Below are 23,580 nucleotides of genomic sequence, written 5' to 3' on the forward strand. Positions count from 1 at the left end.
CCCTCAGGCGAGAACCATCCCTAGGCGAACCTATCAAGGAGCAATGATGAAAGATCCAGTACGTATTGCGATTACCGGCGGCGCCGGTCAGATCAGCTACTCTCTTATTTTCCGCATCGCCGCTGGCGACATGTTGGGGCCGGATCAGCCTGTCATTCTCCAGCTGCTGGAAATTCCCCAGGCAATGGACGCCCTGAACGGCGTGGTAATGGAAGTTAATGACTGTGCTTTCCCGCTGGTTCAAGACATCGTCGCGACTGATGACCCGAACGTCGCGTTCAAAGACGCTGACTTCGCCCTGTTGGTAGGTGCGCGTCCGCGTGGCCCAGGCATGGAGCGTAAAGATCTGCTGGAAGCCAACGCCGCGATCTTCTCCGTTCAAGGTAAAGCGCTGAACGACCACGCTAGTCGTGATGTGAAAGTGCTGGTCGTGGGTAACCCGGCTAACACCAACGCGCTGATTGCTTCCTGCAACGCGCCGGACCTGGACGCAGGCCAGTTCACCGCGATGACGCGTCTGGACCACAACCGCGCCCTGACCCAGCTGGCACAGAAAACCGGCAAGCACGTCACTGACGTCGAAAACATGATCATCTGGGGCAACCACAGTGCCACTCAGTATCCGGATCTGGCCCAGTGCAAAGTCGACGGCAAAGCAGCATTCGATCTGGTTGAGCGCGACTGGTACGAAAACGACTTCATCCCCACCGTGCAACAGCGCGGCGCGGCCATCATCAAAGCACGTGGCGCTTCTTCTGCCGCCTCTGCTGCCTCTTCCGCCATCGACCACATGCACGACTGGGCGCTGGGCTCCAAAGGCATCGTCAGCATGGCGATTCCGTCTGACGGCAGCTATGGCATTGAAGAAGGCATCATCTACTCCTACCCGGTTCGCTGTCAGGGTGGCAAGTATGAAATCGTTCAAGGCTTCGAAATCGATGCCTTCAGCGAAGAGAAGATGAAAGCCACCGAGAAAGAACTGCGCGAAGAGCGTGCTGCGGTCGAGCACCTGCTCGGTTAAACGCGCCTGCTGACGCTTTTAGATGAGCGGCAGTCAACGTAAAAAACCCCTGTAAGCATGGCTTTCAGGGGTTTTTTTACGCTTCAATACTCACTTCAATCCCGCAAGCTCATAATCCGCCATTGGCGCTCTTCGGCGACTTTGCGCAGGGTGTCGTCTGGGTCTACCGCAACGGGGTGCTCGACTTTTTCTAATAGCGGTAAGTCATTGTGCGAGTCGCTGTAGAACCAGGCGCCTTCCATGCTCAGGTCTTGGTCTTTCAGCCAATGCTCCAGGCGAGTGACTTTGCCTTCGCGGTAGCTCAGCGTGCCAGAAACACGCCCCGTGTAACGGCCCTGTTCCACTTCCGGATTCACCGCGATCAAGTGATCGACACCCAAGCGCTCTGCAATCGGCGCGGTAATAAAGCGGTTAGTGGCGGTAATAATCAGCAGCGTGTCGCCTTTAGTGCGGTGACGGGCCAGCAGCTCTTCCGCTTTGGGTAGAATGCTGGGCTCGATTTTGCTGACCATAAACTGCTGATGCCAGGCAGCAAGCTGCTCAGGAGTGTTATCGGCTAGAGGCTTAAGCGCCATTTCTAAAAAGGCGGCCATATCCAGCGTACCCGCGTTGTAATCGGCCATAAAACGCTCATTGGCTTCCCGGTAAGCGACCGGGTCGACAGCCCCTTGTTCGAGTAAAAACTCGCCCCAGGCATGATCGCTGTCGATGGATAGCAGCGTATTATCCAAATCGAATATGGCCAGACTCACGGCGCTCCCCTTTTTTAGTCAGTGATAGTAGGCGAATAGTAGTGGTGAAATAAGCGCTAATTAGGCAAATAGCGGAGGCGGATTATCGCAGAGTCGCCACCTCATTCCCACCAACGCGCCGCAGCCATTCATCACTTAGCGTTATATTGTATTGATACGTTTGTCTCCCTTGTGGAAAAATGGGGACAACTGAAAATTTATGAAGGTGATGTCCGTGATCGACGCTGACGGCTTTCGCCCCAATGTTGGCATTATCATTGCCAATAGCCAGGGGCAGCTGCTTTGGGCGCGTCGGGTAGGACAAAATGCGTGGCAATTTCCCCAGGGGGGCATCAATGCAAGCGAGACGCCACAACAAGCACTTTTTCGTGAGCTTTACGAAGAGATCGGCTTAACCGCCGGTGATGTTGATATTGTTGCCTGCACCCGGGGCTGGCTACGCTACCGTCTGCCACGACGCATGATTCGCACACATTCGCGTCCGGTCTGCATAGGCCAGAAGCAAAAGTGGTTTTTACTTAAAATTCGTTGCCAGGAAAGCCAAATCTGTATGACGGCAACCCCAACACCTGAATTTGATGGGTGGCGGTGGGTGAGCTACTGGTACCCGCTAGGGCAGGTAGTACCTTTTAAAAGAGAGGTGTATCGGCGCGCGTTGCGAGAATTGTCTCCCCGCGTTCAGCGCCTGGCACAGGATGACGATTAGGGCGACACGCCGCTGCCCAAGGTAGGGCGGCGGCAGTTTGCCAAGAAATTCCTCAGCGAGGCAAATAACAGTGAAAAGTAAAACGTCCATGCTTGAGGTGTTGCGCCGGGTGATTCAGGAAGTGAACGGCGCGCGCAACCTCAATGCCGCGCTGTCCACAATGGTACGTCGAATTCGTAAGGCGATGCAGACCGATGTGTGCTCTTTCTACCTCTACGACAAAGAGCTTGAGTCGCTGGTATTGATGGAGACCATTGGCCTGCGCACCCAGGCTGTTGGGCGCGTCGTACTGCCATTAGGTGAAGGCCTAGTGGGCTTAGTGGCTAAGCGCAGTGAGCCGCTTAACCTCGAAGACGCCCAGACCCACCCGCAATTCCGCTACTTTGAAGCCACCGGCGAGGAGCGCTACTCCAGCTTTTTGGGTGTGCCGATTATTCATCAGCGCCATATGCTGGGCGTGCTGGTGGTTCAGCAAGCCGAAAAGCGCCGCTACGACGATGAAGACGAAGCCTTTTTGGTCACCATGGCCGCTCAGTTGGCAGGTGTATTGGCCCATGCGTTGGCGACCGGCAACCTAATGCGCCCGGCGCTTGCGGGCGGCCAGGCAATGTTTAAAGGCGTTGCCGCCTCGCCAGGCATGGCGATGGGTGAGGCGGTGGTGATTACCCCGCCTGCTGACTTAAACAGCGTGCCTGATTTGGTACCCAGCGACCTGGATTATGAGGTGGCACGCTTAAAGGAAGCAATTGGCAAAACCCGCAGCGAAATTCGTGCGGCGGCCGAACGGTTGGCCAGCCGTATCTCCGCTCAGGAGCTGGCGCTGTTTGATGTGTATCAGCAGATGCTCGGTGAAGCGGCGTTGGCCGATGAAGTCGAAAAGCGTATTCGTGAAGGGCAGTGGGCCCCAGGTGCACTCGCCGATGTGGTTCGACGCCACGTACAGTATTTAGAACGGGTTGACGATAACTACCTGCGTGAGCGGGCGGCTGATATTCGTGATCTGGGTCGCCGTGTGCTCGCCCACCTGCAGGAAGATACGCCCTCTACGCCGGAAACCTACCCCGATAACGCCATTCTGGTCGGCGATGAAATTAGCGTGGCCATGCTGGGTGAAGTCCCCCGCGACAAGCTTAAAGGACTCGTCTCGGTGCGTGGCTCCAGCACCTCCCACGTGGCGATTGTCGCCCGCGCCATGGGTATTCCTACGGTGCTCGGCATGGTGGATTTGCCGCTGCCGCGCCTAGGTGGTGCGCCGGTGGTGTTGGATGGCCACCGTGGTCGACTGTTTGTGCGCCCAGCGGCTGAACTTAAAGCCCGCTACGCCAGTCTGATCGCCGAAGAAGAGGCGCTCAGCGAACTGCTTGAGCACGAACAGGATTTGCCCAGCGCCACGCCCGATGGCCATATCATGCCGCTCATGGTGAACACCGGGTTGGCAGTCGATGCCACTGCGCTGCTGAAAAGCCGCATCGGAGGGGTGGGGCTTTACCGTACCGAAGTGCCGTTTATGATCACTGAGCGTTTTCCCGGCGAAAAAGAGCAAACCCGGCTCTATCGCGATCAGTTAGAAGGCTTTGCGCCGCTACCGGTCGTGATGCGTACACTGGATATTGGTGGTGACAAAGATCTGCCCTATTTCCCCATCGAAGAGGCTAATCCATTCCTTGGCTGGCGCGGCATGCGGGTAACGCTGGATCACCCCGAAGTGCTAATGGTGCAACTGCGCGCCATGCTTAAAGCCTCCATTGATCTCGATAATCTCTACGTGCTGTTCCCGATGATCACCAACGTAGAAGAGGTCGATGAGGCACTGCGTCTGTTGGATCGCGCCATTTTAGAGCTAGGGGAAGAAGAACTTACGGTCATTCGGCCTCAGGTTGGCGTGATGATTGAAGTGCCCGCCACCATTTACCAAATGGACGCACTGGCGAAGCGAGTCGACTTCTTCTCCGTGGGCAGCAACGACCTTACCCAGTACTTGCTGGCGGTAGATCGCAACAACCCGCGGGTATCTAGTCTGTACGATGCCCTGCACCCAGCGCTGCTCGGTGCGCTGCTTGAACTTGCCAACGACGCCACGCGGCTGAATAAACCCATTTCATTATGCGGTGAGTTAGCCGGTGATCCGGCCGGGGCGCTGCTGCTGATGGCAATGGGCTTTACCAGCCTCTCCATGAACGCGCCCAGCCTACCCAAAGTACGCGCGGCAATCCGCCGAGTACCGTTTAGCGATGCCCAGCAGCTGCTCAAAGAAGTGATGGAGCTGGATACTCCTGCACAGGTGCATGCCCATTTAGATCAGCGTTTGGATGAGTGGCAGTTGTCGCACTTGATGCCACCCCGCGACTAAGGAGTGTTTGTCTTCAGCTGCTGGGAAGCGCCAGGGTGGTTTCACCTTCAAAGCGCCCCAGCGGTCCGAAGCGCTGCTCGCTAATGTCGATGTTCCCTTGGGTGTCTAACGTCAGCCACGAAGTGGCACGGGTGCCATAGCGCTCGCCAACAATAAACGCTGCCGACAACTGACGCTCCAGTTCGAGCCCCACACCGGTATCCGGCAACTCTTCCACCGCAGCCTCCTGAGGATTTTGCATCGCGCGCTGCACGATGTGAGGCCAGGATTGAACAGGGTCTTGCTGAAAAAGCGTATGTTCGAGTGCGCTACGCACATGTAAAAGCTTTGGCCAGGGGGAGTTAAGGTCGGCATTAGAGAGGCCATGCACGCCGGGAGCCACATCGGTTAAAGCTAGGCGATCACGACCACGGTGCAAATGCCACAGCCGCTGTGGCGTGGCGACTAACAAGTTAAAGCCTGCATAGCGCAATGCGCCGCCTTGACCAAGCGCGGTAAGCCACGCGTTAATATCGTCACACTGCAGAGCGTTCGCGACCAGTTCACCACGGCTAGGCGCGCCGGGGGGCACGCTCAGCTGTAAATCGCGGACATTGGTCAAGGCTGCTACGACACCGCCACGTTTAGCAGCCAGCCACGAGCCACCAGCCTCCAAATCACGACCACCGATAATGGCAGGGTTATCTTTCCACTGCGCAAGTGGTGCAGTAGGGCGCGCATGGAACTCATCGCGGTTGCCCATCAGCCGCAAAGGTGTCGGCGTACCGGGTTGCCAAGCAAACGATATCAAGCACATAACAAACTCATAGGCGAAAAGGGTGAAATACGTTCAACGCAAGAGCAGCATGACAGTAACGAAGCGTAGACGTACACTGCTATCAGTATCAGGTTAGTAGTATAAATCATCACCCAAAGGGTGAGAGTGCCGTCATAGTGGCAGGTATCTCAGCGGTTAAACAGCGGTCACGTTATCAGCGGCCATTCGGCCAAGAGGAAGGCGAGATCATGCAACGCTATCAAAGGGAGCACTTTTGGAACGCCATTGTGTGGCCGCTGTTGTGGCCGTTACTGCTTTTGCAAGCGGCACTGATTGTGCTCTGCCTGGTAGTTGGTGCAATGGTCTGGTGGGTGTCGCCAAGTTACGCTTCCTGGAGCACCCTGCTATGGTTAATGGCCGCCCTGCTCATTGGTAGCAGTTTGAATGTCGGCGCCTTCCTAATGCTGCTCAAAACGCGTGGTCGACGTAACGATATTCGTTTCATGCAAGAGCTCGCTGAGCTTGAACGGCACAGTCAGATACTGTGCGCCACCGCTGAACGTGCGCAGTTTGAGCAACAATGTTCCTCGCCGGATGCTTCCGACGAATCTCATCTTCCCCTGCAGCGTCTTGCCAGCGTTAACGAAATGCTAGCCGGACTTAAACGCCGCATTAACTACTCGCAGGTGGCTAGTGCCGCCACTAAAAGCACCCAGCATGAGCATGAACAAACGCTACTCGATGACCTTCAACACCATCAGCAGCAGCTCAAGCACTTAATGGCGGGGCGTGACAGAGCGCGGGAAGAGTCACGTTTAAAATCAGGTTATCTGATACTGCTCCAGCGTGAAACTGACAGCTTGTTTGAGCATTTAAATGCAATGGCCGAAAACGATATTACCGATAGTTGTCGGCAAAATATTATGGATGTGAGCGAGCGGCTGTCAGATATTCGTGCGCTATTGGCTAACCTTGTTCAGCATACTGCTGAGGAAGGTATGGTGAAGGGTAGTGATAATTTACGTGTGCTGGTGGTTGATGATGGGCCAGTGAATTTGATGCTGGCGCGGCAAATGCTGGAAACCCAGGGTCTTCAAGTCGAAGGCGTCAGTAGCGGTGAGCAGGCACTTGAACGCCAGCAGGGCGCCTTTTTCGACTTGGTGTTTATGGACATTTTTATGCCCACCTTGGATGGGCTTGAGACCACGCGGCGCTGGCGTGAATATGAGCGCACCCATAGTGGTAGCCAAAGCGTGCTGGTTGCGCTGACGGCCAACGTCGACAACGCCGGGCGTGATGCCTGCCTAACAGCCGGTATGGATGACCTGCTTGCCAAGCCGTACCAACCTGAAACTCTTCTCAGAATGATTAGCCATTGGTTTCCTGGCACGCTTAAACCGACACCTTCTGCATGACCATCGTCCTGAATGAACTTCGTCGTCGCGTTCGATCAATGAACACTAGCAGCGGTCGCTCGGAGTAAGGAGCTGGCGTTGAGATGTGGTTTGCATTTTTCAGTATTGTTGTCACCAGCGTTCCATTTGCACGCTTAGGCGTTAAACTTGCTCGCTAGCTCATGGTGTGGGCGCTTTAGTGATTCGTGAGTGAAAATTCCCTTTGGTCAGAGTAGAGAGTGTAAATGATTAATTACCCGACGATTGACCCAGTGGCGATCTCCTTAGGGCCGCTGCAAGTCCATTGGTATGGCTTGATGTACGTAGTGGGTTTTGTCGCAGCATGGTGGCTTGGTTGTCGGCGGGCATCGCGCCTCGGCCTCAATAATGATGATATCGGCGATTTGCTTTTCTACTGTGCGATCGGGGTGGTGGCAGGTGGGCGCTTAGGTTACGCGCTGTTCTACGGGCTAGGGCAGTGGACAGCCGACCCGCTGTGGGTCTTCCGCGTATGGGATGGCGGCATGAGCTTTCACGGCGGCCTACTCGGCGTACTGTTGGCGGCCTGGATATTCGCTCGGCGCAAACAGCTAGCCTTCTTAACCCTGACTGACTTTATTGCCCCCTTGGTACCCATCGGTTTGGGAGCGGGGCGCATAGGTAACTTCATCAATCACGAGCTGCCGGGGCGCGTGACCTCGCTACCCTGGGGCATGCCATTTCCCGGTATGGGGCCTGAGCCGCGTCATCCTTCTGCACTCTATGAAGCTTTGCTGGAAGGCGTCGTGCTGTTCGCTATTCTCTGGTGGGTTTCTGCCAAGCCGACAACTCGCGGCTTCTTATCCGGGCTGTTTTTAGTCTGCTACGGCGTTTTCCGCTTTATGGTCGAGTTTGTCCGCATGCCCGACGCCCATATTGGCTATCTTGCATTTGGCTGGTTCACCATGGGTATGCTGCTAAGCCTCCCCATGATTGCCCTGGGCCTATTCGTTATTGCCTGGTCACGCTCCCAACCAGTGGATGTGAAAATCCAAAAAGTGTAGATAAAGGAGCGCTTAGCCAGTTGGTTTCGACCAACTGGCTAAAAAGAGGGGCAATCTTCGCATTGCCCCTTATGACCCCACCACCTAGAATAAACGGCTAAACCGCCTGTTAATTTGGAAATTCTGTGACTGTACCCACGCCCGCGCTTGAGCAACCCTATTTAGATTTGATGCAAACCGTTTTGGAGCATGGCGTTGAACGCCACGACCGCACAGGCGTGGGTACGCGTTCCGTGTTTGGTCATCAAATGCGTTTCGATTTATCGCGTGGCTTTCCGCTCATCACCACCAAAAAACTGCACCTGCGCTCTATTATTCACGAACTTCTATGGTTCCTGAAGGGCGACAGCAACATCGCCTACTTGAAAGAGAACGGCGTGCGGATATGGGACGAGTGGGCAGATGAAAACGGCGACCTAGGTCCCGTTTACGGCTACCAGTGGCGTAGCTGGCCAGACCCTAAAGGCGGCAGCGTTGACCAAATTGCCAAGGTGTTGGAGCAAATTCATACCTCACCACAATCGCGCCGTTTGATTGTTTCCGCCTGGAACCCAGCCCAGGTCGATGAAATGCAGCTACCGCCGTGTCACTGCCTGTTCCAGTTTTACGTTGCCAATGGAAAATTGTCGTGCCAGCTCTATCAGCGCAGCGCCGACATTTTCCTCGGCGTACCGTTTAACATCGCCAGCTACGCCTTGCTACTGACCATGGTCGCGCAGGTGACCGGCCTGCAGCCGGGTGAGTTTATCCACACCCTAGGCGATGCGCACTTGTACAGTAACCACTTGGAACAGGCCAAAGAACAGCTCGCGCGCACCCCGAAGGCCGCGCCAAAGCTGGTACTTAACCCAAAAATAGATGACTTGTTCGCGTTCCGTTTCGAAGATATTGAGATTGAGGCTTACGAACCGCACCCCCACATCAAAGCCGAGGTAGCGGTATGAGCCAGGAAAGCGATATGGTTATGCACAACGATAGCTTTGACTCCCTAGTGCCGGTGGCAATGATTGTCGCGATGGCAAAAAACCGCGTGATCGGCGTCGACGGCAAGCTGCCCTGGTACTTGCCCGAAGATTTGAAGTTCTTTAAGCGTATTACCCAGGCAAAACCACTGGTGATGGGACGTAAAACTTACGCCTCCATTGGCAAGCCGCTGCCGAACCGGCTTAATGTAGTGGTTACCCGCAACGCCGAGTTTTCTCACGAAGGCATACGTGTGTGCCACGACTTGCCCGCAGCGCTGGAACTGGCCGACCAGCATGCCACTATAGAGGCGGCAGAAGAGATCATGGTGATGGGGGGCGGAGAGATTTACCGCCAAGCGCTACCCTTTGCTCAGCGGCTTTACATCACGGAAGTGGATATCGACGTAGAAGGCGACGCCACGTTTCCTGACTTCGCACTCAGCGAATGGCAAGAAGTACAGCGCGTAGCGGGGCAGCCAGCAGAAGGGCAGCCAAACTACGATTTTGTGGTCTACGAGCGTATCGCCGACTGAAAAGGTCAAAGGAGAAGGTTATGGCCGCCAGCTTAATGAATATTTTAGATGACTTAGAAGCGCGTCTTGAACGCACACAAGCTGAGCTGCAAGCCCTGCGCGAAGAAAACCAGCGGCTAATGCAGCAGTTGGCGCTGCAAAATGCTCCAGAGCCAAGCGAGCCAGGCCAGGAGAGGGCGGCCACCGCTGAATCCCACCGCGAAGGTGCTCCTGAACCAATGGTCACTAAGAGCGAAGCGTCTGACCAAGCAATCTCTGAACCAGCAGCGTCCGCTCCACAAGCTGTACCAGAGCATAACGAACAAGAGGGGCCTGCCGAAATAGCACAAACAGTTCAAACAGCTGAATCTGCCCAAGCACCTTCGCCGCATGCACTGCTTAATCAATGGTATGAACGCTATCCAAAAGCGTTCTTTAAAGGCCATACCAAACCGCTCAAAGTAGGTATTCACCAAGACTTGGCGGAGCGCGAAGAGTGGCCCAATAAGCTGATTCGTCGCGCACTGGCCAACTACGTAAACCTTCCCCGCTATATAAAAGCCGTGCGTGTAGGCGCTGAGCGGGTAGATTTAGACGGCCAGCCTGCCGGTAAGGTTGATAAAGAGGCAGCGCAGCATGCATCAGAAAAACGCGGCGAAAAAAAAGAGAACGAACAACCTAAGAAAAGCCCATCCAAATCAAAACCTGTTGCCCCAAAGCCCCGGCAAGTGGCGGTAGAGCAGGCTGAAAGTGAAAAAAGTGAATCGCATAAGCCGCTTAGCTTAGAAGACAAATTGCTAGGCTTGCAGCAAAAATTCAAAGGGCGCTGAGACCAGGCCTGAGCGCAGGGGTTCCATAAAAAAATGCAAATAGTAAAGAAACACTGTTTTTTTCTATTGCGTTCTCTGGGATCCCAGTATAGAGTTTGCCTTGCGAGCATTGGACTATAACAAGGCTTAGTTGAGGACATGCCGCATACCACCGGGAAAAACCGGGGATGGAAAAAGAGCATGGCCCGCAAAAGCCACCTGCCGACTTATTAAGAGTCGAGCAGTAACGATCGAAACAGTATACGAGCTAAGGAATTAAAATCATGAAAAAGACACTTCTAGCGACTGCTATCATCGGTGCCATGGGCGCCTCCGCAGCAGCCCAAGCCGCGACTATCTACAACGAAGATGGCACCAAGGTTGATCTGTACGGCACATCCAGTTGGCCTACTCGGCTGTAGAAGCTGGTGATGGCAGCACCGAAGATGAACTGGGCGATAACGGTTCTACCGTTGGTATCAACGCTTCTCACATGATCTCGCGTGACCTGACAGCCTACATGAAGGCTGAGTGGGAACACGACGCTGATGAAGCTAAAGTTGAAGATGGCATCGAGAATGGCGACCAAGCCTACGTTGGCGCAAAAGGTAATTTTGGTGACTTGCGTGTAGGTTCTTGGGACCCGCTGATTGATGACTGGGCACAAGACAAAATCACCAACTACGAGTTCGCTGATGTTTCTGACTCCTCTACTGACGTTGCTAATGGGGTCAAAACTTTAACCGGTAATCCCGATGCAAAAATTGACCGTGAAGGCGATAAAGTACAGTACATGTCACCGAGCTTTGGCGGCTTTGACTTTGGCTTAGGTTTTCAATACAAAGGTGACGCTGAAGGTGAGTCGGGTAATGATCTAAACGGTAACGGTACTTATGCCACTCAAGAAGATGAAGCTGCATTCTTCGCCGGTGTACGTTACACCATTGATAGCCTCCAGCTAGCCGCTATTTACGACTCTTTGGATAACTACACACTAGAAAATACTACGACTGGTGAAGAATTCGAAGCGGATGCTTACGCACTCAGCGCTGTATATGGCTTAGGTGCTACGACTTTAGGTGCTAAGTACGAGCGCACTAATTTCGAAGAAGGTAGTGATGACGGTGAAGTAGACCGTTATGCTCTGAGTGCAAGTCATGGCTTCAACTTCGGTGATGTTTACGCGGGTTACCAGTTTGTAGATGCTCAAGACGCTGCTGGGATTGTTGATGAGAACTACGCGGGTACTACCGGTGACGAAGAGTACAATGAGTTCCTGATCGGCGCTAACTACAACATCAGCGACAGCATGTACATTTGGGCGGAAACCGGCGTTTATGACCGTGAAGAAGACGCAGGTGACTTCGTTGCTACAGGTGTTGTTTACAGCTTCTAATTCTTGTTCCTCGCGAACAAAGCTGTAATGATCGAAGCCGGCCCTTTGGGCCGGCTTTCTTGTATGCGGATTTTATTGGGTATCAAAGGAGAATAGTCATGGTCAATCGGTATGTGATCGGCCTCGGCGTAGTGCTGGTAACCGCCAGTTTACCGCTATGGGCGCAAAGCCCTGCCGAGCAGCGTAGTCTTGAGGCTGCTAATCAGGTGGACATTTCCAAGTTCTTTTCTTCACAAACCGACGCGCGCAGCCGTACTTTTCCTTTTCGTGGCGAGCAAACCCATACCTTTACGGTGACTGATGCCGGGCAGTATCAGTTAGTCAGCAATCCCGTGGGGGGGGATAGCGATTATCGTATTGTTGCATCGCTAACCGATGAACAGGGTAATGTGATTCGAGAGGGAGATGCCTTCGGTCGTAGTGGTGGGCTGGAAATGACCGTGGAGTTGGAGCCCGGTGAATACACGCTTGCTACCGAGGCGCGTAAAATGGGATCAACCAACTCTGGTGCGAACGGCTATTTGATTCAAGTGGTAGGGCTGGATGCGTCAGGCAATCGCGTAGCGCAAGGCGAAAGCGGTATTGATGATGGCGATGATGCCATTTTTGGTCAGGCAGGCGACACGGGTTCAGTGTTTGTTAGGCCGGGAGCTGCATCGGTGGCTCTTGGCAGCGACAATCGCGGCAGTGAACAGCAGGCCGCACCGGAAACGCTTGCTCAGCAAACAGATGACGCAGGCGGCAGTGATAATACGCTCGATACCATTCTGGCCGACGTGCGGATTGCCTTTGAAGGTGAGGTTGCCACCTTTACGCTCGATGAGCCAAGCAACGTTCAGATTGACAGCTCTACCTTTCCAGGCAACGAAGGTAGTTACCGCTTAGAAGCGCGTTTACTGGATGCTCAAGGTAACGTGGTCGCACAAGACCAGGGAACGGCTGTCGCGGGCGATTTTGCTATCAGCCAACAGTTAGCGCCCGGTGAGTACAGCGTATGGGTAGAGGGGCGTCGGATCGGGTCGATCCAAGGGCGCGATTCGACCTACCAATTGCGTGTCGAAGTGATTGACTGAGCATGTAGATAGCCAGCAGAAGGGGGGAGGCAGGCCAGAAGACCCCAGTACACATAGCTTGATAAATTCTTTTAAAAACGATCTATTAGCGGCGACCTCGGTCGCCGCTTGCGTTTGTGCTTTTGATTGAGCTTTGGGGTGGTATCGCCCTACGCAGTATCCATGATGCGCGACATTGTCAGCTTTCTCTGCGCCTGCCGGGTGTCGGTCTCATGGCGTTTGCGCCGTTTTGTTTGAAGCAAATAAGTGAACAAGGTTGAATGCTCATTAATGGATGATCACCTCAGTTCACTCCAGAACCGCTGACTGATAGGGCTGGTGGTGACCCCGCTCCTACCCGAAGTTCTGCATCAGGCATAGTGCGCGCCGACTGATGGGTGAATCTAATCAGCAGGCGTTCTAGCGCTATTTAAAACGGAAACGTCAGTGGTGTAATCACCAATACCGCTGCCGAATAGGTCACACTAACCGGTAAGCCAATCTTTAAAAAGTCGGTGATACGGTAGCGGCCGGGTGAATACACCATTAAATGAGTTTGGTAGCCAAAGGGGATTAAAAAGCAGGCGCTGGCGCCGTAGGCCACGGCCATTACAAAGGGGAGCGGGTCGGCCCCAAAGGCTTGGGCGGTGCTCCAGGCGATAGGAAGGGTCAGCGCGGCGGCAGCGCGGTGAAGCCTAGTGATGGCGCTTCAGCTGCTGTTCTACCACGTGGCCTTGGTAAAAGGCACCGATGTGGATAAGCCCCGCAATCTGGCTAAGAGCGTGACGGTAGAGTAATGGCAAGGCCAGGGCACAGCTGCGGGAAGTCAACGCCGAGGTGTTCAAAAAAACCGTCGCGGGTTCGAGCACCCTTCAATTGTGTTGTGCTTGGATATTGAGACCGTCGTTTTAAGCAGTACGTTATGTCTTTGTGACACACTCAAAATTGTGGTGTGTAAACTAGTGGTTCTTAACCTAGTTGCCCTTAAACTAGCTATGTTTGAGCTAGCTATCTTGGGAAAACGTACCCATAAATATGTTGCTAATTAAATCAAGGGAGACACAAATGGATGTTGTCACGAAAGCATTTTTTGATGAAACACCGAGTGCTAACGAGGCCAAGGAGTGCGTAACGTTTGGCACCTCCGGCCACCGTGGCCGCTCCATTGAGCGGACGTTCAATGCCGCACATATTTATGCAATTACTCAGGCGGTGGTCGATTACCGTATCGAAGCGGGTTATCAGGGACCGCTGTTCCTGGGTTTCGATACCCACGCGCTTTCTCGCCCCGCTTGGGAGTGTGCACTGCAGGTGCTGGCCGCCAACCGGGTGTCGGTGTTTGTTGAAAAAGGCCACGGATACACCGCTACACCGCTGATTAGCCAGGCAATTTTGCATCATAATCGCCCACAGGATCAGACGGTGCCAGCGCTTGCGGATGGCCTGATTATCACGCCTTCGCATAACCCGCCGGAAGATGGCGGCATCAAGTACAACCCGCACCACGGCGGCCCAGCGGATACTGACGCCACCGGCTGGATTGAGCTGCGTGCGAATGCTTACCTGCTGCGTCAGCTTGAAGATGTACCTACCGTGCCGGTTGATGAGGCGATCGCCCATGCCCAAGAGTACGATTTCACCGCTCATTATGTTGCTCAATTAGGCACGGTGGTGGATATGGCTGCGATTCAGAAGGCAAATCCAACGCTTGGTGTCGACCCGATGGGGGGCACGGCGTTGCCTGTTTGGGAGGCAATCGCGGCGCACTACCATCTCAATCTTGAGGTTGTGAATACTACGATTGATGCTGAGTTTGCGTTTATGCCGTCGGATCACGACGGCAAAATTCGTATGGATTGCTCAAGCTCTGCAGCAATGGCCAATCTGCTCAAGATTAAAGATCGCTTCGATATAGCGTTTGGTAACGACCCGGATGCAGACCGACATGGAATTGTTGACGCTAACGGCTTGATGAATCCTAACCACTTTTTAGCCGTGTGTATCGATTACCTGATTACTCATCGCCCAGAGTGGGCCACTAGCTTGAAGATTGGCAAGACGCTGGTGTCGTCTTCGATGATCGATCGTGTAGGGGCTTCCCACCAGCGTGAGCTGTATGAAGTCCCAGTAGGTTTTAAGTGGTTTGTAGATGGTTTGCACGAAGGCTGGCTGGCCTTTGGCGGCGAAGAGAGCGCAGGCGCCAGCTTGCTGACCCGTGAAGGCAAAGCGTGGTCTACCGATAAAGACGGCATTGTGCTCTGTTTGCTGGCAGCAGAAATCATGTCGGTCACTGGCAAAACGCCCAGCGAGTATTACCGCACGCTCACCGAGCGTTTTGGCGAGCCTTTCTATAAACGCGTGGATACTCCCTGTTCACCGGAAGAGAAGGCTGCGTTTAAAAACCTGACTGCAGAAAGCGTAACGGAGAAGCTGCTTGCTGGCGATCCGATTACTGCGGTGTTAGTCAACGCACCCGGCAATGGCGCTGCTATTGGCGGTATTAAAGTCACTACCGAAAACGGTTGGTTTGCCGCTCGTCCTAGCGGCACGGAATCACTTTACAAGGTATATGCCGAAAGCTTCAAAGGCGAACAGCACTTGGACGAGCTGATCGAAAATGCCACCGCACTACTAGCAGGTGTGTTGCAGTAGCTGATGTAAAGTCAGTTTTATTACCCATGAAATAGAAGGCTCCACAGTTAAATTAATTTTAAAAGTGGCTTATAGTTGATACGTATCAACGTTTGCGCGGGTCGGAATTTTGTTATGTTGGTGGTTGAATTGGATTGAGCGATACTGCTCCGCCTACCACAGAAAATGGGTATAAATGCTGCCGTTATTTTATAAATCAAGGTTAGCCAGTGTCTCTGGCTAACCCACTGAAACTAACACTCACCTCTCGCTCATTAAAAAGCCGGCTTCTGCTGGGGCTCGCGCTTACTTGGTTTTTGGTGGTGTCACTGGTGCTCGGCATGTCGTGGCAACTGGGTAAAACCATGGTGCATGAGGCCAATATGTCTCATCTGCGTTATGAAGCTACTCTGCTTGCCGACGAAGTGACCCAGCAGGTTGAACAGCGCTTTCAGGCATTAGAACGCTTAAGCGGCATAATTAGTGCTACTGATGATGCGAGCTGGATCCGCTACCAGCTGCGTCAGAATGATGGTCTGCTGGCTTGGTTTGAGGGAGTTGTGGTTGCTAATCGCGAAGGGGAGATCGTAGCTGACTGGCCTGCTATTGTAGGCCGAGTAGGGCTTCACACGGCCGAGCTTGAATACTTCCGTATGCTGCGCGGTACTCTTCGGCCTTACGTCAGCGAGCCATTTCAAGGGCGAGCTAGTGGTATGCCTATGGTGTTAGTCAGCGTTCCACGCCTTACTGAACAAGGTGAGTTCGATGGTTTCGTGGGCGGCATTCTTAGCCTGGATTCAGGCGGAATGTTTGGTCGCTTGGCCAAGGTTCGCTTGGGTGAGAGTGGCTATGCGGCTGTTGCTACTGCATCCGGAAAAATTTTGTATCACCCTAACAGCCGCTTGATTAATGCCAGCGTACCTGACAAGGAATTTAATCCTGGATTGGATCTTGCTTTGGATGGCTGGGAAGGTGATGTTGTTGACGAATTATTAAATGGCCAAACAGCGCTACAGTCTTATGCTCAAGTGTGGCCTGCCGGTTGGGTCGTTGGCTTCTATTTGCCGATTGAGCAAGCGCAATTGCCGCTGGCTAATTTCATCCAGAAACTTTGGTGGCTATGGGTGTCGCTGGCAGTATTGATGTTGCCCCTGTTGTGGTGGCTGTTAGGTCGTGAGCTTTCGCCCCTTAAGCATCTGGAAAAACAGATTGGTGAGGTGGGGCTGGGCCACAGAGAGCACGTCAGCCTGGCCACCAATATGCAGGAACTGCAGCAAGTCGCATCCACCTTTAACCGGGTAGAAGAGGAGCGGCAGCTACTGCTCAGTAATCTTCAGGAGCGCGAGGCGTTTCTTGACTCAGTGCTCAATGCCGCACCGCAGGGCATGTTTGTCGCCAATATTAAAGGTGACATCACTTACATGAATCCAGCATTGCTTGAGATGCTGAATATTTCTCCTGATCTGGCTATGGAGTCATGGCTCACTCAAATTCACGTTGACGATATCACCGGTACCAAGGATATGTGGGTCCATAGCCTACGTACCGGCAGTGACTTTGTGCGTCAGTTACGCTTTTTACGCAGCGATCAAGAGCTGCTGTGGCTGGATATTCATGCTCGCGTGGTTATGCTTTCCCAAGATGGCCATACCCTTGGTTTGGTGGGAGTTGTGAAAGATATAACTGAGCGACGGGAACAGGAAGCTATTCAGCGTTGGGAGGCGGAGCATGACCCGCTAACGGGTTTGCTGAATCGTCGAGGTTTTGAGCGCCGCCTTGAAGAAGCTTTTGCCGATTTTCAAAAAACCAGCACGCCTTCGGCCCTGTTGCTGTTCGATTTAGATCACTTTAAGCCTATCAACGATGAAGGCGGGCATGCTTTGGGCGATGAAATGCTGCGTCGTATTGCTCAAGTGGTCGCCTGGGAGGTGCGTCGTAGCGACCATGTAGCGCGTCAGGGCGGTGACGAGTTTGGTGTACTGCTGCCTAGTTGTACCCTTTCTCGGGCGAAGGCAGTGGCGGAATCTTTGCGGCAAGCAGTGGGGGAGATATCCGTGACTCACCAAGGGAAAGAGTACATGGTGACGCTCAGTATTGGCGTCACCACCTTTGATGAAGTTGACGCCAGTGTAAGCAGCGTTTTAGAGAGAGCCGATGCCGGGAGTTACAAGGCTAAAGATCAGGGCCGAGATGGGGTGGTCGTCAATATGCCCCAAAGTCATGATGATGATGTCATGGAACTCTTCGATCAATTTAAATAGTTACCACATGCCCCAAAAGCCGTCTTGTGTGCCTGTGGCGTGCTTACTAGTCGACAAAACTTGCCCAACAGTAGAATATAAGCAGGTGCTGAACTTACTGCTAGAAGCCAGTTTTTTAAAATCAAGGCAGATCGAGATACTGTTGTGAACCTAATCGAACTCTTTGCTCGCACGCTGGATATCACGCTGCCTGTGTTTGCGATGGTGTTTATCGGCCTGAGCCTTAGGCGCTTGAAATTGATCGACAGCGCTTTCGTCTCAACTGCCTCAGCCTTAGTCTTTAAAGCGACGCTGCCCACTCTGATTTTTCTTAGTTTGATAAAAGCCGACCTAAGCGTTGCGCTAGATGTTTCACTGATGGTGTTTTTTGCTGCGGCGACGCTGGGGCAATTTCTGCTGAGCTGGGTATGGGCGCATTACCGTGTCGCGCGTGAAGATCGCGGTATATACGTGCAAGGTGCGTTCCGTGGCAATTGCGGTGTAGTGGGGCTAGCACTTGCAGCGGGTATGTACGGTAACTACGGCCTTTCAGCGGGTAGCTTGCTGTTAGGCGTGGTTATTGTGTTGTACAACGCGCTTTCGGTGGTGGTGCTGGCGTTCTATCAGCCTGGGCAGTCCACTGACTGGCGCAGCTTGCTAAAGCATGTTGCCACCAACCCGCTGATTATCTCGGTCTTTGCCGCATTGCCATTTACAGCTCTCTCTATCCCTCTGCCCAGTTGGTTGATTACTTCAGGGGATTACTTTGCTTCCTTAACCCTGCCGTTGGCGCTGATTTGTATCGGCGCTACGCTCTCTGTATCAAGCATGCGTGACAGTAGTCAGGTGGCGCTAAGCGCTAGCTGGATGAAAATGGTGATATTGCCCATTGTCTCAACGGCAGCCGCTTGGCTAGTGGGCTTTTCTGGAGCACAGCTGGGTTTGCTGTTCCTGTTTTTTGCCAGCCCTTCGGCCGCGGCAAGCTTTGTGATGGTAAAAGCGATCGGTGGCAATGTAGCGTTAGCGGCCAATATCATCGCCATTACCACACTGATGGCGAGCATTACCGTCACGCTGGGCGTGTTTGCCCTGCGTTTGCTTGGTTGGATTTAGCAATTAGGTTGAAGCGGGCCAACTCGGTTGGCCCTGCCTAACCGGACGCGTTATACTACGCGCCCTCAAGTTTGTACTCCGCTTAAGTCCCTGTAGCTCAGTAGGATAGAGCAGCCGCCTCCTAAGCGGCAGGTCGCAGGTTCGAATCCTGCCAGGGACGCCAACGGGCTATCTTGAGAAGTCCTGACAAAGCCAAAAATGATGTGTAACACTCTGAAAGACATTATTTTTTAGCCCTCATTGTTCCCCAGCATTCCTTTCAAAACCGGCTGCAAAGTGGTATACAGAATGGTATATGCCCCCATTCGAAGATGCTCGGTATACCGCCATGGCACTAACCGTTCGACAGATAAACTCAACCAAACCTAGCACGAAAATTTTAGCCCTCAACGATGGCCAAGGATTAGAACTTAGGATCTGGCCCGATGGTCGTCGTGGGTGGCGTTTGCGCTACACACGCCCTAATGGCAAGCGCAACATGATTAGCCTTGGGAAATATCCAGAAGTGAGCCTTGCCGAAGCGAGGGAGAAGCGGGCGGACATAAGGCGTTTAATATCTCAAGGCACCGATCCAGTTGAGCAAAAGCAAAACGATAAGCGGCAGCAACAGTACGCTGCACAAAACACATTTGAGGTGCTGGCCATGGAGTGGCACGCGAGCATGGTGCCGCGTTGGAAAGAGACCTCTAAGCGAGCCAACGATAGTAAGCGTGTGCTGGAAATGTACGTTTTCCCAAAGGTGGGTAATCGCGCCATTGAGAGCATTCTGCCCTTAGAGTGGCTTGAGATACTACGCGCGCTAGAAGACTTGGGAAAATTTGAGCAGAGACGCCGGCTACACGCCTTCTGCAGGGATATCTATCGCTACGCCATCATAACGGGCCGGGCTAGCTTTAACCCCCTCACCGACCTCAATACAGCGCTTAAACCCTATAAGCGTGGAAGCTTTCACCATATTTCTCAGGAAGAACTGCCCGAACTTGTACGTGATATTGAGGGCTACGATAAGAGCCCTATGGTGCGTATTGGCTTGAAGCTATTGCTGCTGACGGCTGTGCGCCCTGGTGAGCTGCGCATGGCTGAGTGGAAAGAATTCGACCTACAAGACGGAATCTGGAAGATCCCCGCTGAGCGTATGAAGATGGGCAGGGCGCATCAAGTCCCTTTGCCCACACAAGCCGTTCATGAGTTGCGCTACCTGCACAAGCTAACAGGAACTTTCAAACTGCTGTTCCCAGGTCGAAACAACCCCCGTAAGCCGATATCCGATGCCGCCTTTAACATGGCCTTAAAGCGCCTTGGCTATGAGGGTCGGCACGTTCCCCATGGCTGCCGCCATGTGGTGGCCACCGGTTTGAAAGAATTGGGTTACCCAAGAGAATGGATAGAGCTACAGCTATCGCACAAGCTGCCAGGGATCGAGGGCGTTTACACCCACGCCCAGCACATGGCCCCGGATCAAAGGCCCGCCATGATGCAATTTTGGGCGGATTATCTATTTGGGACAGATAGGCAAGGGGGCAGGCTGTTTTCAGGAGAGAGTTAGGGGAGAAGTATATGAAAGTCGAGCTACATACAGGCCTGTAAGTTTCTTTGATTGAAAACTAGCGTTGTAGGATTGCCCAAATGCACGTCAAGATAGCTTTATTCTCATAAGTTTCCAAAAATGAGAAGCTAGTATCGTAGGTTTGCACAGATGCACGTCAAAACAGCTTCGTTCTCATAAGTTTCTAGAAGTGAGAAGCTAGCATCGTAGGTATGCATAGATGCACGTCAAGTTGGTTACGTTCTCATAAGTTTCTAGAAGTGAGAAGCTAGCATCGTAGGTTTGCATAGATGCACGTCAAGTTGGTTACGTTCTCATAAGTTCTTGGAAGTGAGAAGCTAGCTCTGTAGGTTTGCATAGATGCACGTCAAAATAGGTACAGTCTCATATAGTTCTAAAAATGAGATTCTAACCTCTGCTAAGCATGCATCTCATGATCAGGCATCCATAGAGGTATTGAAAATAATGTTGACTCTCAAAAATTGATAAATATGATGTACTATATTTGGCGTTCAAGAAATTGAAAATTTGAGAGGCAATTGAAATGGAGTTAAATTTAGACGAAGCTGTAAATTATCACTACGATAAATTTCCACCTCAAAAAATAGATTATGGCAAGTTTGTAGACAAACTTATAAAAGCTACAGATGCAATTGCACGCTATGATCAAATGCTAAAAAACATGCACAATAGCGAAATACTGCTTGCCCCTTTAAGGAATCAAGAAGCAGTTATCTCTTCTAGAATGGAGGGAACTGTTAGTACTATGGATGAAATCTTGCAATATGAGGCTGATCATGAAAATGAGGCGGCTAGTACACCTAGTGTAAGGTCTGAAGTTATTGAAACAATACTTTACCAAAGGGCGTTGAAGGCCGCTCAAAAAGCTCTAAATGATGGCTATCCAGTTTCTCAGTCGCTGCTTAAAGGAGTACACCAACGACTTTTATCATTTGGTAGAGGGGCATCAAAGTCACCGGGGGAGTTTAAGCTTGAGCAAAATTATTTGGCTGATAGGAATAAAAAGAAAATACTTTTCATTCCCGTTAGCCCAGAGCGGCTACAGGATGGATTAGATGTATTGTTCAAGTATATCAATGAAGATCCTAGCCCAACGCTCGTTAAAGCAGCATTGGCGCATATAGAGTTTGAGGCCTTACATCCGTTTAAAGATGGTAATGGAAGGATTGGGAGGATGTTGATAACTTTGATGTTATGGAAGTACGGAACTATTTCAGCACCTCATTTTTATATTAGTGGATATTTTGAAGAAAATAAGGATGAGTACATTGATACGATGAGGCGAGTATCGGAGACAGGGGATTGGGAAGAATGGTGTTCTTTTTTTCTAGAAGCCGTAGAGCAACAGGCAATACGGAATTTAACTGTTGCTGAAAATATAAGGTCGTTATATGAAGAAATGAAAATTTTATTTGCTGAGTTGTTGTCTTCAAAATGGAGCGTGACTGCACTAGATTTTGTTTTCACTAACCCTGTATTTCGTAATAACAAATTTACTTCGCAAAGTGGGATTCCGGCAGCTACTGCTGCAAGATTTACTAGAATTATGTTAGATAATGACATAATACGTACAGTCGAGGAGGCATCAGGGCGACGGCCAGCCATGTATTCCTTTGAACCTTTGCTGAAACTAGTCCGTGTTTAAGCGATATATTGTTTATTAATAGCTAATTAAGATTGAGTCGTAGTTTATGTTTAGTTTAAAGCCGCTGCCCCCGCAGCGGCTTTTTTGCTTATACAAGAGAAAATTTTTTACCTCGGTGTAAGTGGCACCACTTACACCCGGCCCTGCTGGCAAGGTTTTGGCGAGGGCGTCAAGCTTACTCGGGCTACTGGAGCATTTGCTGGGAACGAGACCGCGAGGACATAAACCCATGACCGACAACACACACCAACCCACCTTCAAAACGGTGAACCAGATCCCGCTAGGCAATCGCTTGTTGCGCCGTAAAGACGTGGAACAGAAAACCGGAAAGAGCCGTAAGGCTGACCACGGCCACAGCGCACCACTTCGGCATGATCGGCCCCGCATTCGTGGAGCAGATACTCAAGGAAACCGACCCCGACTACTTTTATCGGCGGTTTGCTGAGGTACGGGAAGGATTCAACTCTGAAGGCCCCCAGGCGGGCAGGGTAGCGGATCGCTTCGCCATCATTGGGCTAGCCGGGGAGCTGGCGACCACTTACGGAATTTTGCCGTGGGAAGAAGGCACCGCCGCCAACGCAAGCCGCCAGCTATTCCGCGAGTGGATCGCCAGGGTAGGCGACGGTAACGCAGAAGATCGTCAAATACTTAGCGCGCTATCGGATTTTATCGCCATGCACGGTGATAGCCGCTTTTCCAATATTGCTGCTGAGCTACCCAACTCCAACATTAAGCACCGAGCAGGTTACTTCGAGATCGAGGACGGCAAGCGTCTTTACCTGTTCAACCGTGCCTCACTGACTGAGGCGGCAGCGGGGTATGGCCGTGACCGCGTGATACGCACCCTGGAAACCTACAACGTGCTAGCCAAAACCGACAGTGGCCGCCGCCAGAAAAACTACCGCCTCCCAGGAGGAGGGAGCACGCGCTTTTTCGTCATTGATCCCGACAAGCTGGATGCAGAGCGAGGGGGCGAATGATGGATAGGCTTTTTACGCGTGAACCTAGTTTCTGTGGCAACACTGGCTACAACGGCAACACCCAGCAACCACGGGGCTTGCAGCCGTTGCCTATTAATAAGAGAGGTGGCAACAAAGGCAACACATATCTTTATATCTATAGAGCACCTGATTTTGTCTGTTGCCGTTTTAAAAAAGCGGCTACAGGTTGCCAAAAAATACCAATTAAATCAATGGTGTTACCGGTGTTGCCTCGTTGCCCGCGTTTTTGAAATCAGTCAGGGGAATTATAGGGGAGTGGTTTCGTTCGTTATGCGAACACTTCCTGATTGTCTCCTTGCCGTGCCCCATCCCCCTTTCTGGCAGGCGCTTTTTGCCTTGCTCACGTTTTCCCAACCGTGGGGCCTTGGCTCCACATCCTCACCCTGCACCCCAACCGCCCAATGGAGGGCCTGATGAACCAACCAGCAACCACCACTCAACAGACCGACCGTAACAGCAACGAGGGCCAAACCATGGAAACCGCAAAACCGGAAGCACAAGCACCCTGAACCGCCCCGTCTTTACCGGAGACTCCATATCTTGAGAGGATGGAGTTATGAACTCACCAAAACGATATTCCCCGGAAGTGCGGGAGCGAGCTGTTCGTTTAGTTATTGAACAGCAAG

20 protein-coding genes and 1 tRNA gene are annotated in these 23,580 nt (G+C 52.4%); 18 read left to right on the top strand and 3 right to left on the bottom strand.

The window, feature by feature from the left end:
- Positions 1-46: 46 nt before the first annotated feature.
- Complete coding sequence (locus V8L70_RS13950; protein WP_101145309.1) at positions 47-1,021, top strand: malate dehydrogenase; 975 nt, start codon at positions 47-49, stop codon at positions 1,019-1,021.
- A gap of 95 nt (positions 1,022-1,116) precedes the next feature.
- On the opposite strand, the gene V8L70_RS13955 is transcribed toward V8L70_RS13950, so the two are convergent.
- Positions 1,117-1,773 carry a histidinol-phosphatase gene (locus V8L70_RS13955; protein ID WP_101145308.1) on the bottom strand — a complete coding sequence of 219 codons (657 nt, stop codon included), beginning with the start codon at positions 1,771-1,773 and terminating at the stop codon, positions 1,117-1,119.
- A 214-nt stretch (positions 1,774-1,987) separates the two neighbouring features.
- On the opposite strand from V8L70_RS13955, the gene rppH reads away from it, so the two are divergent.
- Both rppH and ptsP read left to right on the top strand, forming a co-directional pair.
- Entirely contained in the window at positions 1,988-2,479 is a 492-nt protein-coding gene (gene rppH / locus V8L70_RS13960; RefSeq protein WP_101145336.1) for an RNA pyrophosphohydrolase, read from the top strand.
- Between the two features lie 88 nt (positions 2,480-2,567).
- Complete coding sequence (ptsP, locus tag V8L70_RS13965) at positions 2,568-4,829, top strand: phosphoenolpyruvate--protein phosphotransferase (protein ID WP_336269769.1); 2,262 nt, start codon at positions 2,568-2,570, stop codon at positions 4,827-4,829.
- Positions 4,830-4,842: 13 nt separating this feature from the next.
- On the opposite strand, the gene V8L70_RS13970 is transcribed toward ptsP, so the two are convergent.
- On the bottom strand, positions 4,843-5,625 hold the full coding sequence (locus tag V8L70_RS13970) for an NRDE family protein (RefSeq protein WP_336269749.1): 783 nt from the start codon (positions 5,623-5,625) through the stop codon (positions 4,843-4,845).
- A gap of 209 nt (positions 5,626-5,834) precedes the next feature.
- Between V8L70_RS13970 and V8L70_RS13975 the strand changes: the two genes are divergently transcribed.
- The 8 genes from V8L70_RS13975 (at position 5,835) to V8L70_RS14010 (ending at position 12,778) form a co-directional block, all read left to right on the top strand.
- Positions 5,835-7,001, top strand: a complete 1,167-nt coding sequence (locus tag V8L70_RS13975) for a response regulator (RefSeq protein ID WP_336269752.1) — start codon at positions 5,835-5,837, stop codon at positions 6,999-7,001.
- A 224-nt stretch (positions 7,002-7,225) separates the two neighbouring features.
- Positions 7,226-8,023 carry a prolipoprotein diacylglyceryl transferase gene (gene lgt / locus V8L70_RS13980; protein ID WP_336269754.1) on the top strand — a complete coding sequence of 266 codons (798 nt, stop codon included), beginning with the start codon at positions 7,226-7,228 and terminating at the stop codon, positions 8,021-8,023.
- Between the two features lie 170 nt (positions 8,024-8,193).
- Positions 8,194-8,967: a thymidylate synthase gene (locus tag V8L70_RS13985; RefSeq protein WP_431313222.1), complete on the top strand. Its 774-nt coding sequence runs from the start codon at positions 8,194-8,196 to the stop codon at positions 8,965-8,967.
- A complete protein-coding gene (locus V8L70_RS13990; RefSeq protein WP_336269763.1) occupies positions 8,964-9,521 on the top strand; it encodes a dihydrofolate reductase in 558 nt (185 codons plus the stop codon). Before V8L70_RS13985 ends, V8L70_RS13990 begins: the two co-directional genes overlap by 4 nt.
- A gap of 20 nt (positions 9,522-9,541) precedes the next feature.
- Entirely contained in the window at positions 9,542-10,330 is a 789-nt protein-coding gene (locus V8L70_RS13995) for a ProQ/FINO family protein (RefSeq protein WP_101145301.1), read from the top strand.
- Positions 10,331-10,593: 263 nt separating this feature from the next.
- Positions 10,594-10,731, top strand: a complete 138-nt coding sequence (locus tag V8L70_RS14000) for a hypothetical protein (RefSeq protein ID WP_232774522.1) — start codon at positions 10,594-10,596, stop codon at positions 10,729-10,731.
- On the top strand, positions 10,713-11,705 hold the full coding sequence (locus V8L70_RS14005) for a porin (protein WP_232774520.1): 993 nt from the start codon (positions 10,713-10,715) through the stop codon (positions 11,703-11,705). The genes V8L70_RS14000 and V8L70_RS14005 overlap by 19 nt, the downstream gene beginning before the upstream one ends.
- Positions 11,706-11,803: 98 nt before the next feature.
- Positions 11,804-12,778 carry a hypothetical protein gene (locus V8L70_RS14010; RefSeq protein ID WP_101145300.1) on the top strand — a complete coding sequence of 325 codons (975 nt, stop codon included), beginning with the start codon at positions 11,804-11,806 and terminating at the stop codon, positions 12,776-12,778.
- Positions 12,779-13,187: 409 nt separating this feature from the next.
- On the opposite strand, the gene V8L70_RS14015 is transcribed toward V8L70_RS14010, so the two are convergent.
- Positions 13,188-13,367 carry a hypothetical protein gene (locus V8L70_RS14015; protein ID WP_232774518.1) on the bottom strand — a complete coding sequence of 60 codons (180 nt, stop codon included), beginning with the start codon at positions 13,365-13,367 and terminating at the stop codon, positions 13,188-13,190.
- Positions 13,368-13,822: 455 nt separating this feature from the next.
- Here V8L70_RS14015 and pgm point away from each other — a divergent pair, with 455 nt between their 5' ends.
- From pgm to V8L70_RS14050, 7 genes are all read left to right on the top strand, one after another.
- The gene (gene pgm / locus V8L70_RS14020) at positions 13,823-15,409 is read left to right on the top strand and encodes a phosphoglucomutase (alpha-D-glucose-1,6-bisphosphate-dependent) (protein ID WP_101145299.1); all 1,587 of its coding nucleotides are present in this window, start codon (positions 13,823-13,825) and stop codon (positions 15,407-15,409) included.
- A gap of 320 nt (positions 15,410-15,729) precedes the next feature.
- Positions 15,730-17,649, top strand: a complete 1,920-nt coding sequence (locus V8L70_RS14025) for a sensor domain-containing diguanylate cyclase (protein ID WP_232774525.1) — start codon at positions 15,730-15,732, stop codon at positions 17,647-17,649.
- Positions 17,650-17,793: 144 nt separating this feature from the next.
- Positions 17,794-18,741 (top strand): AEC family transporter, encoded by a 948-nt coding sequence (locus V8L70_RS14030; protein ID WP_101145298.1) that lies wholly within the window; start codon positions 17,794-17,796, stop codon positions 18,739-18,741.
- An 86-nt stretch (positions 18,742-18,827) separates the two neighbouring features.
- Positions 18,828-18,904, top strand: a tRNA-Arg gene (locus tag V8L70_RS14035).
- Between the two features lie 132 nt (positions 18,905-19,036).
- Positions 19,037-20,287, top strand: coding sequence for a tyrosine-type recombinase/integrase (locus tag V8L70_RS14040; RefSeq protein ID WP_101145297.1), 1,251 nt, complete (start codon positions 19,037-19,039; stop codon positions 20,285-20,287).
- A 544-nt stretch (positions 20,288-20,831) separates the two neighbouring features.
- Positions 20,832-21,953 (top strand): Fic family protein, encoded by a 1,122-nt coding sequence (locus V8L70_RS14045; RefSeq protein ID WP_101145296.1) that lies wholly within the window; start codon positions 20,832-20,834, stop codon positions 21,951-21,953.
- 371 nt (positions 21,954-22,324) lie between these two features.
- The gene (locus V8L70_RS14050) at positions 22,325-22,933 is read left to right on the top strand and encodes a hypothetical protein (protein ID WP_101145295.1); all 609 of its coding nucleotides are present in this window, start codon (positions 22,325-22,327) and stop codon (positions 22,931-22,933) included.
- The last annotated feature ends 647 nt before the right edge of the window (positions 22,934-23,580 follow it).

It is taken from the genome of Vreelandella arctica (assembly GCF_037070215.1).
GTDB lineage: Bacteria > Pseudomonadota > Gammaproteobacteria > Pseudomonadales > Halomonadaceae > Vreelandella > Vreelandella arctica.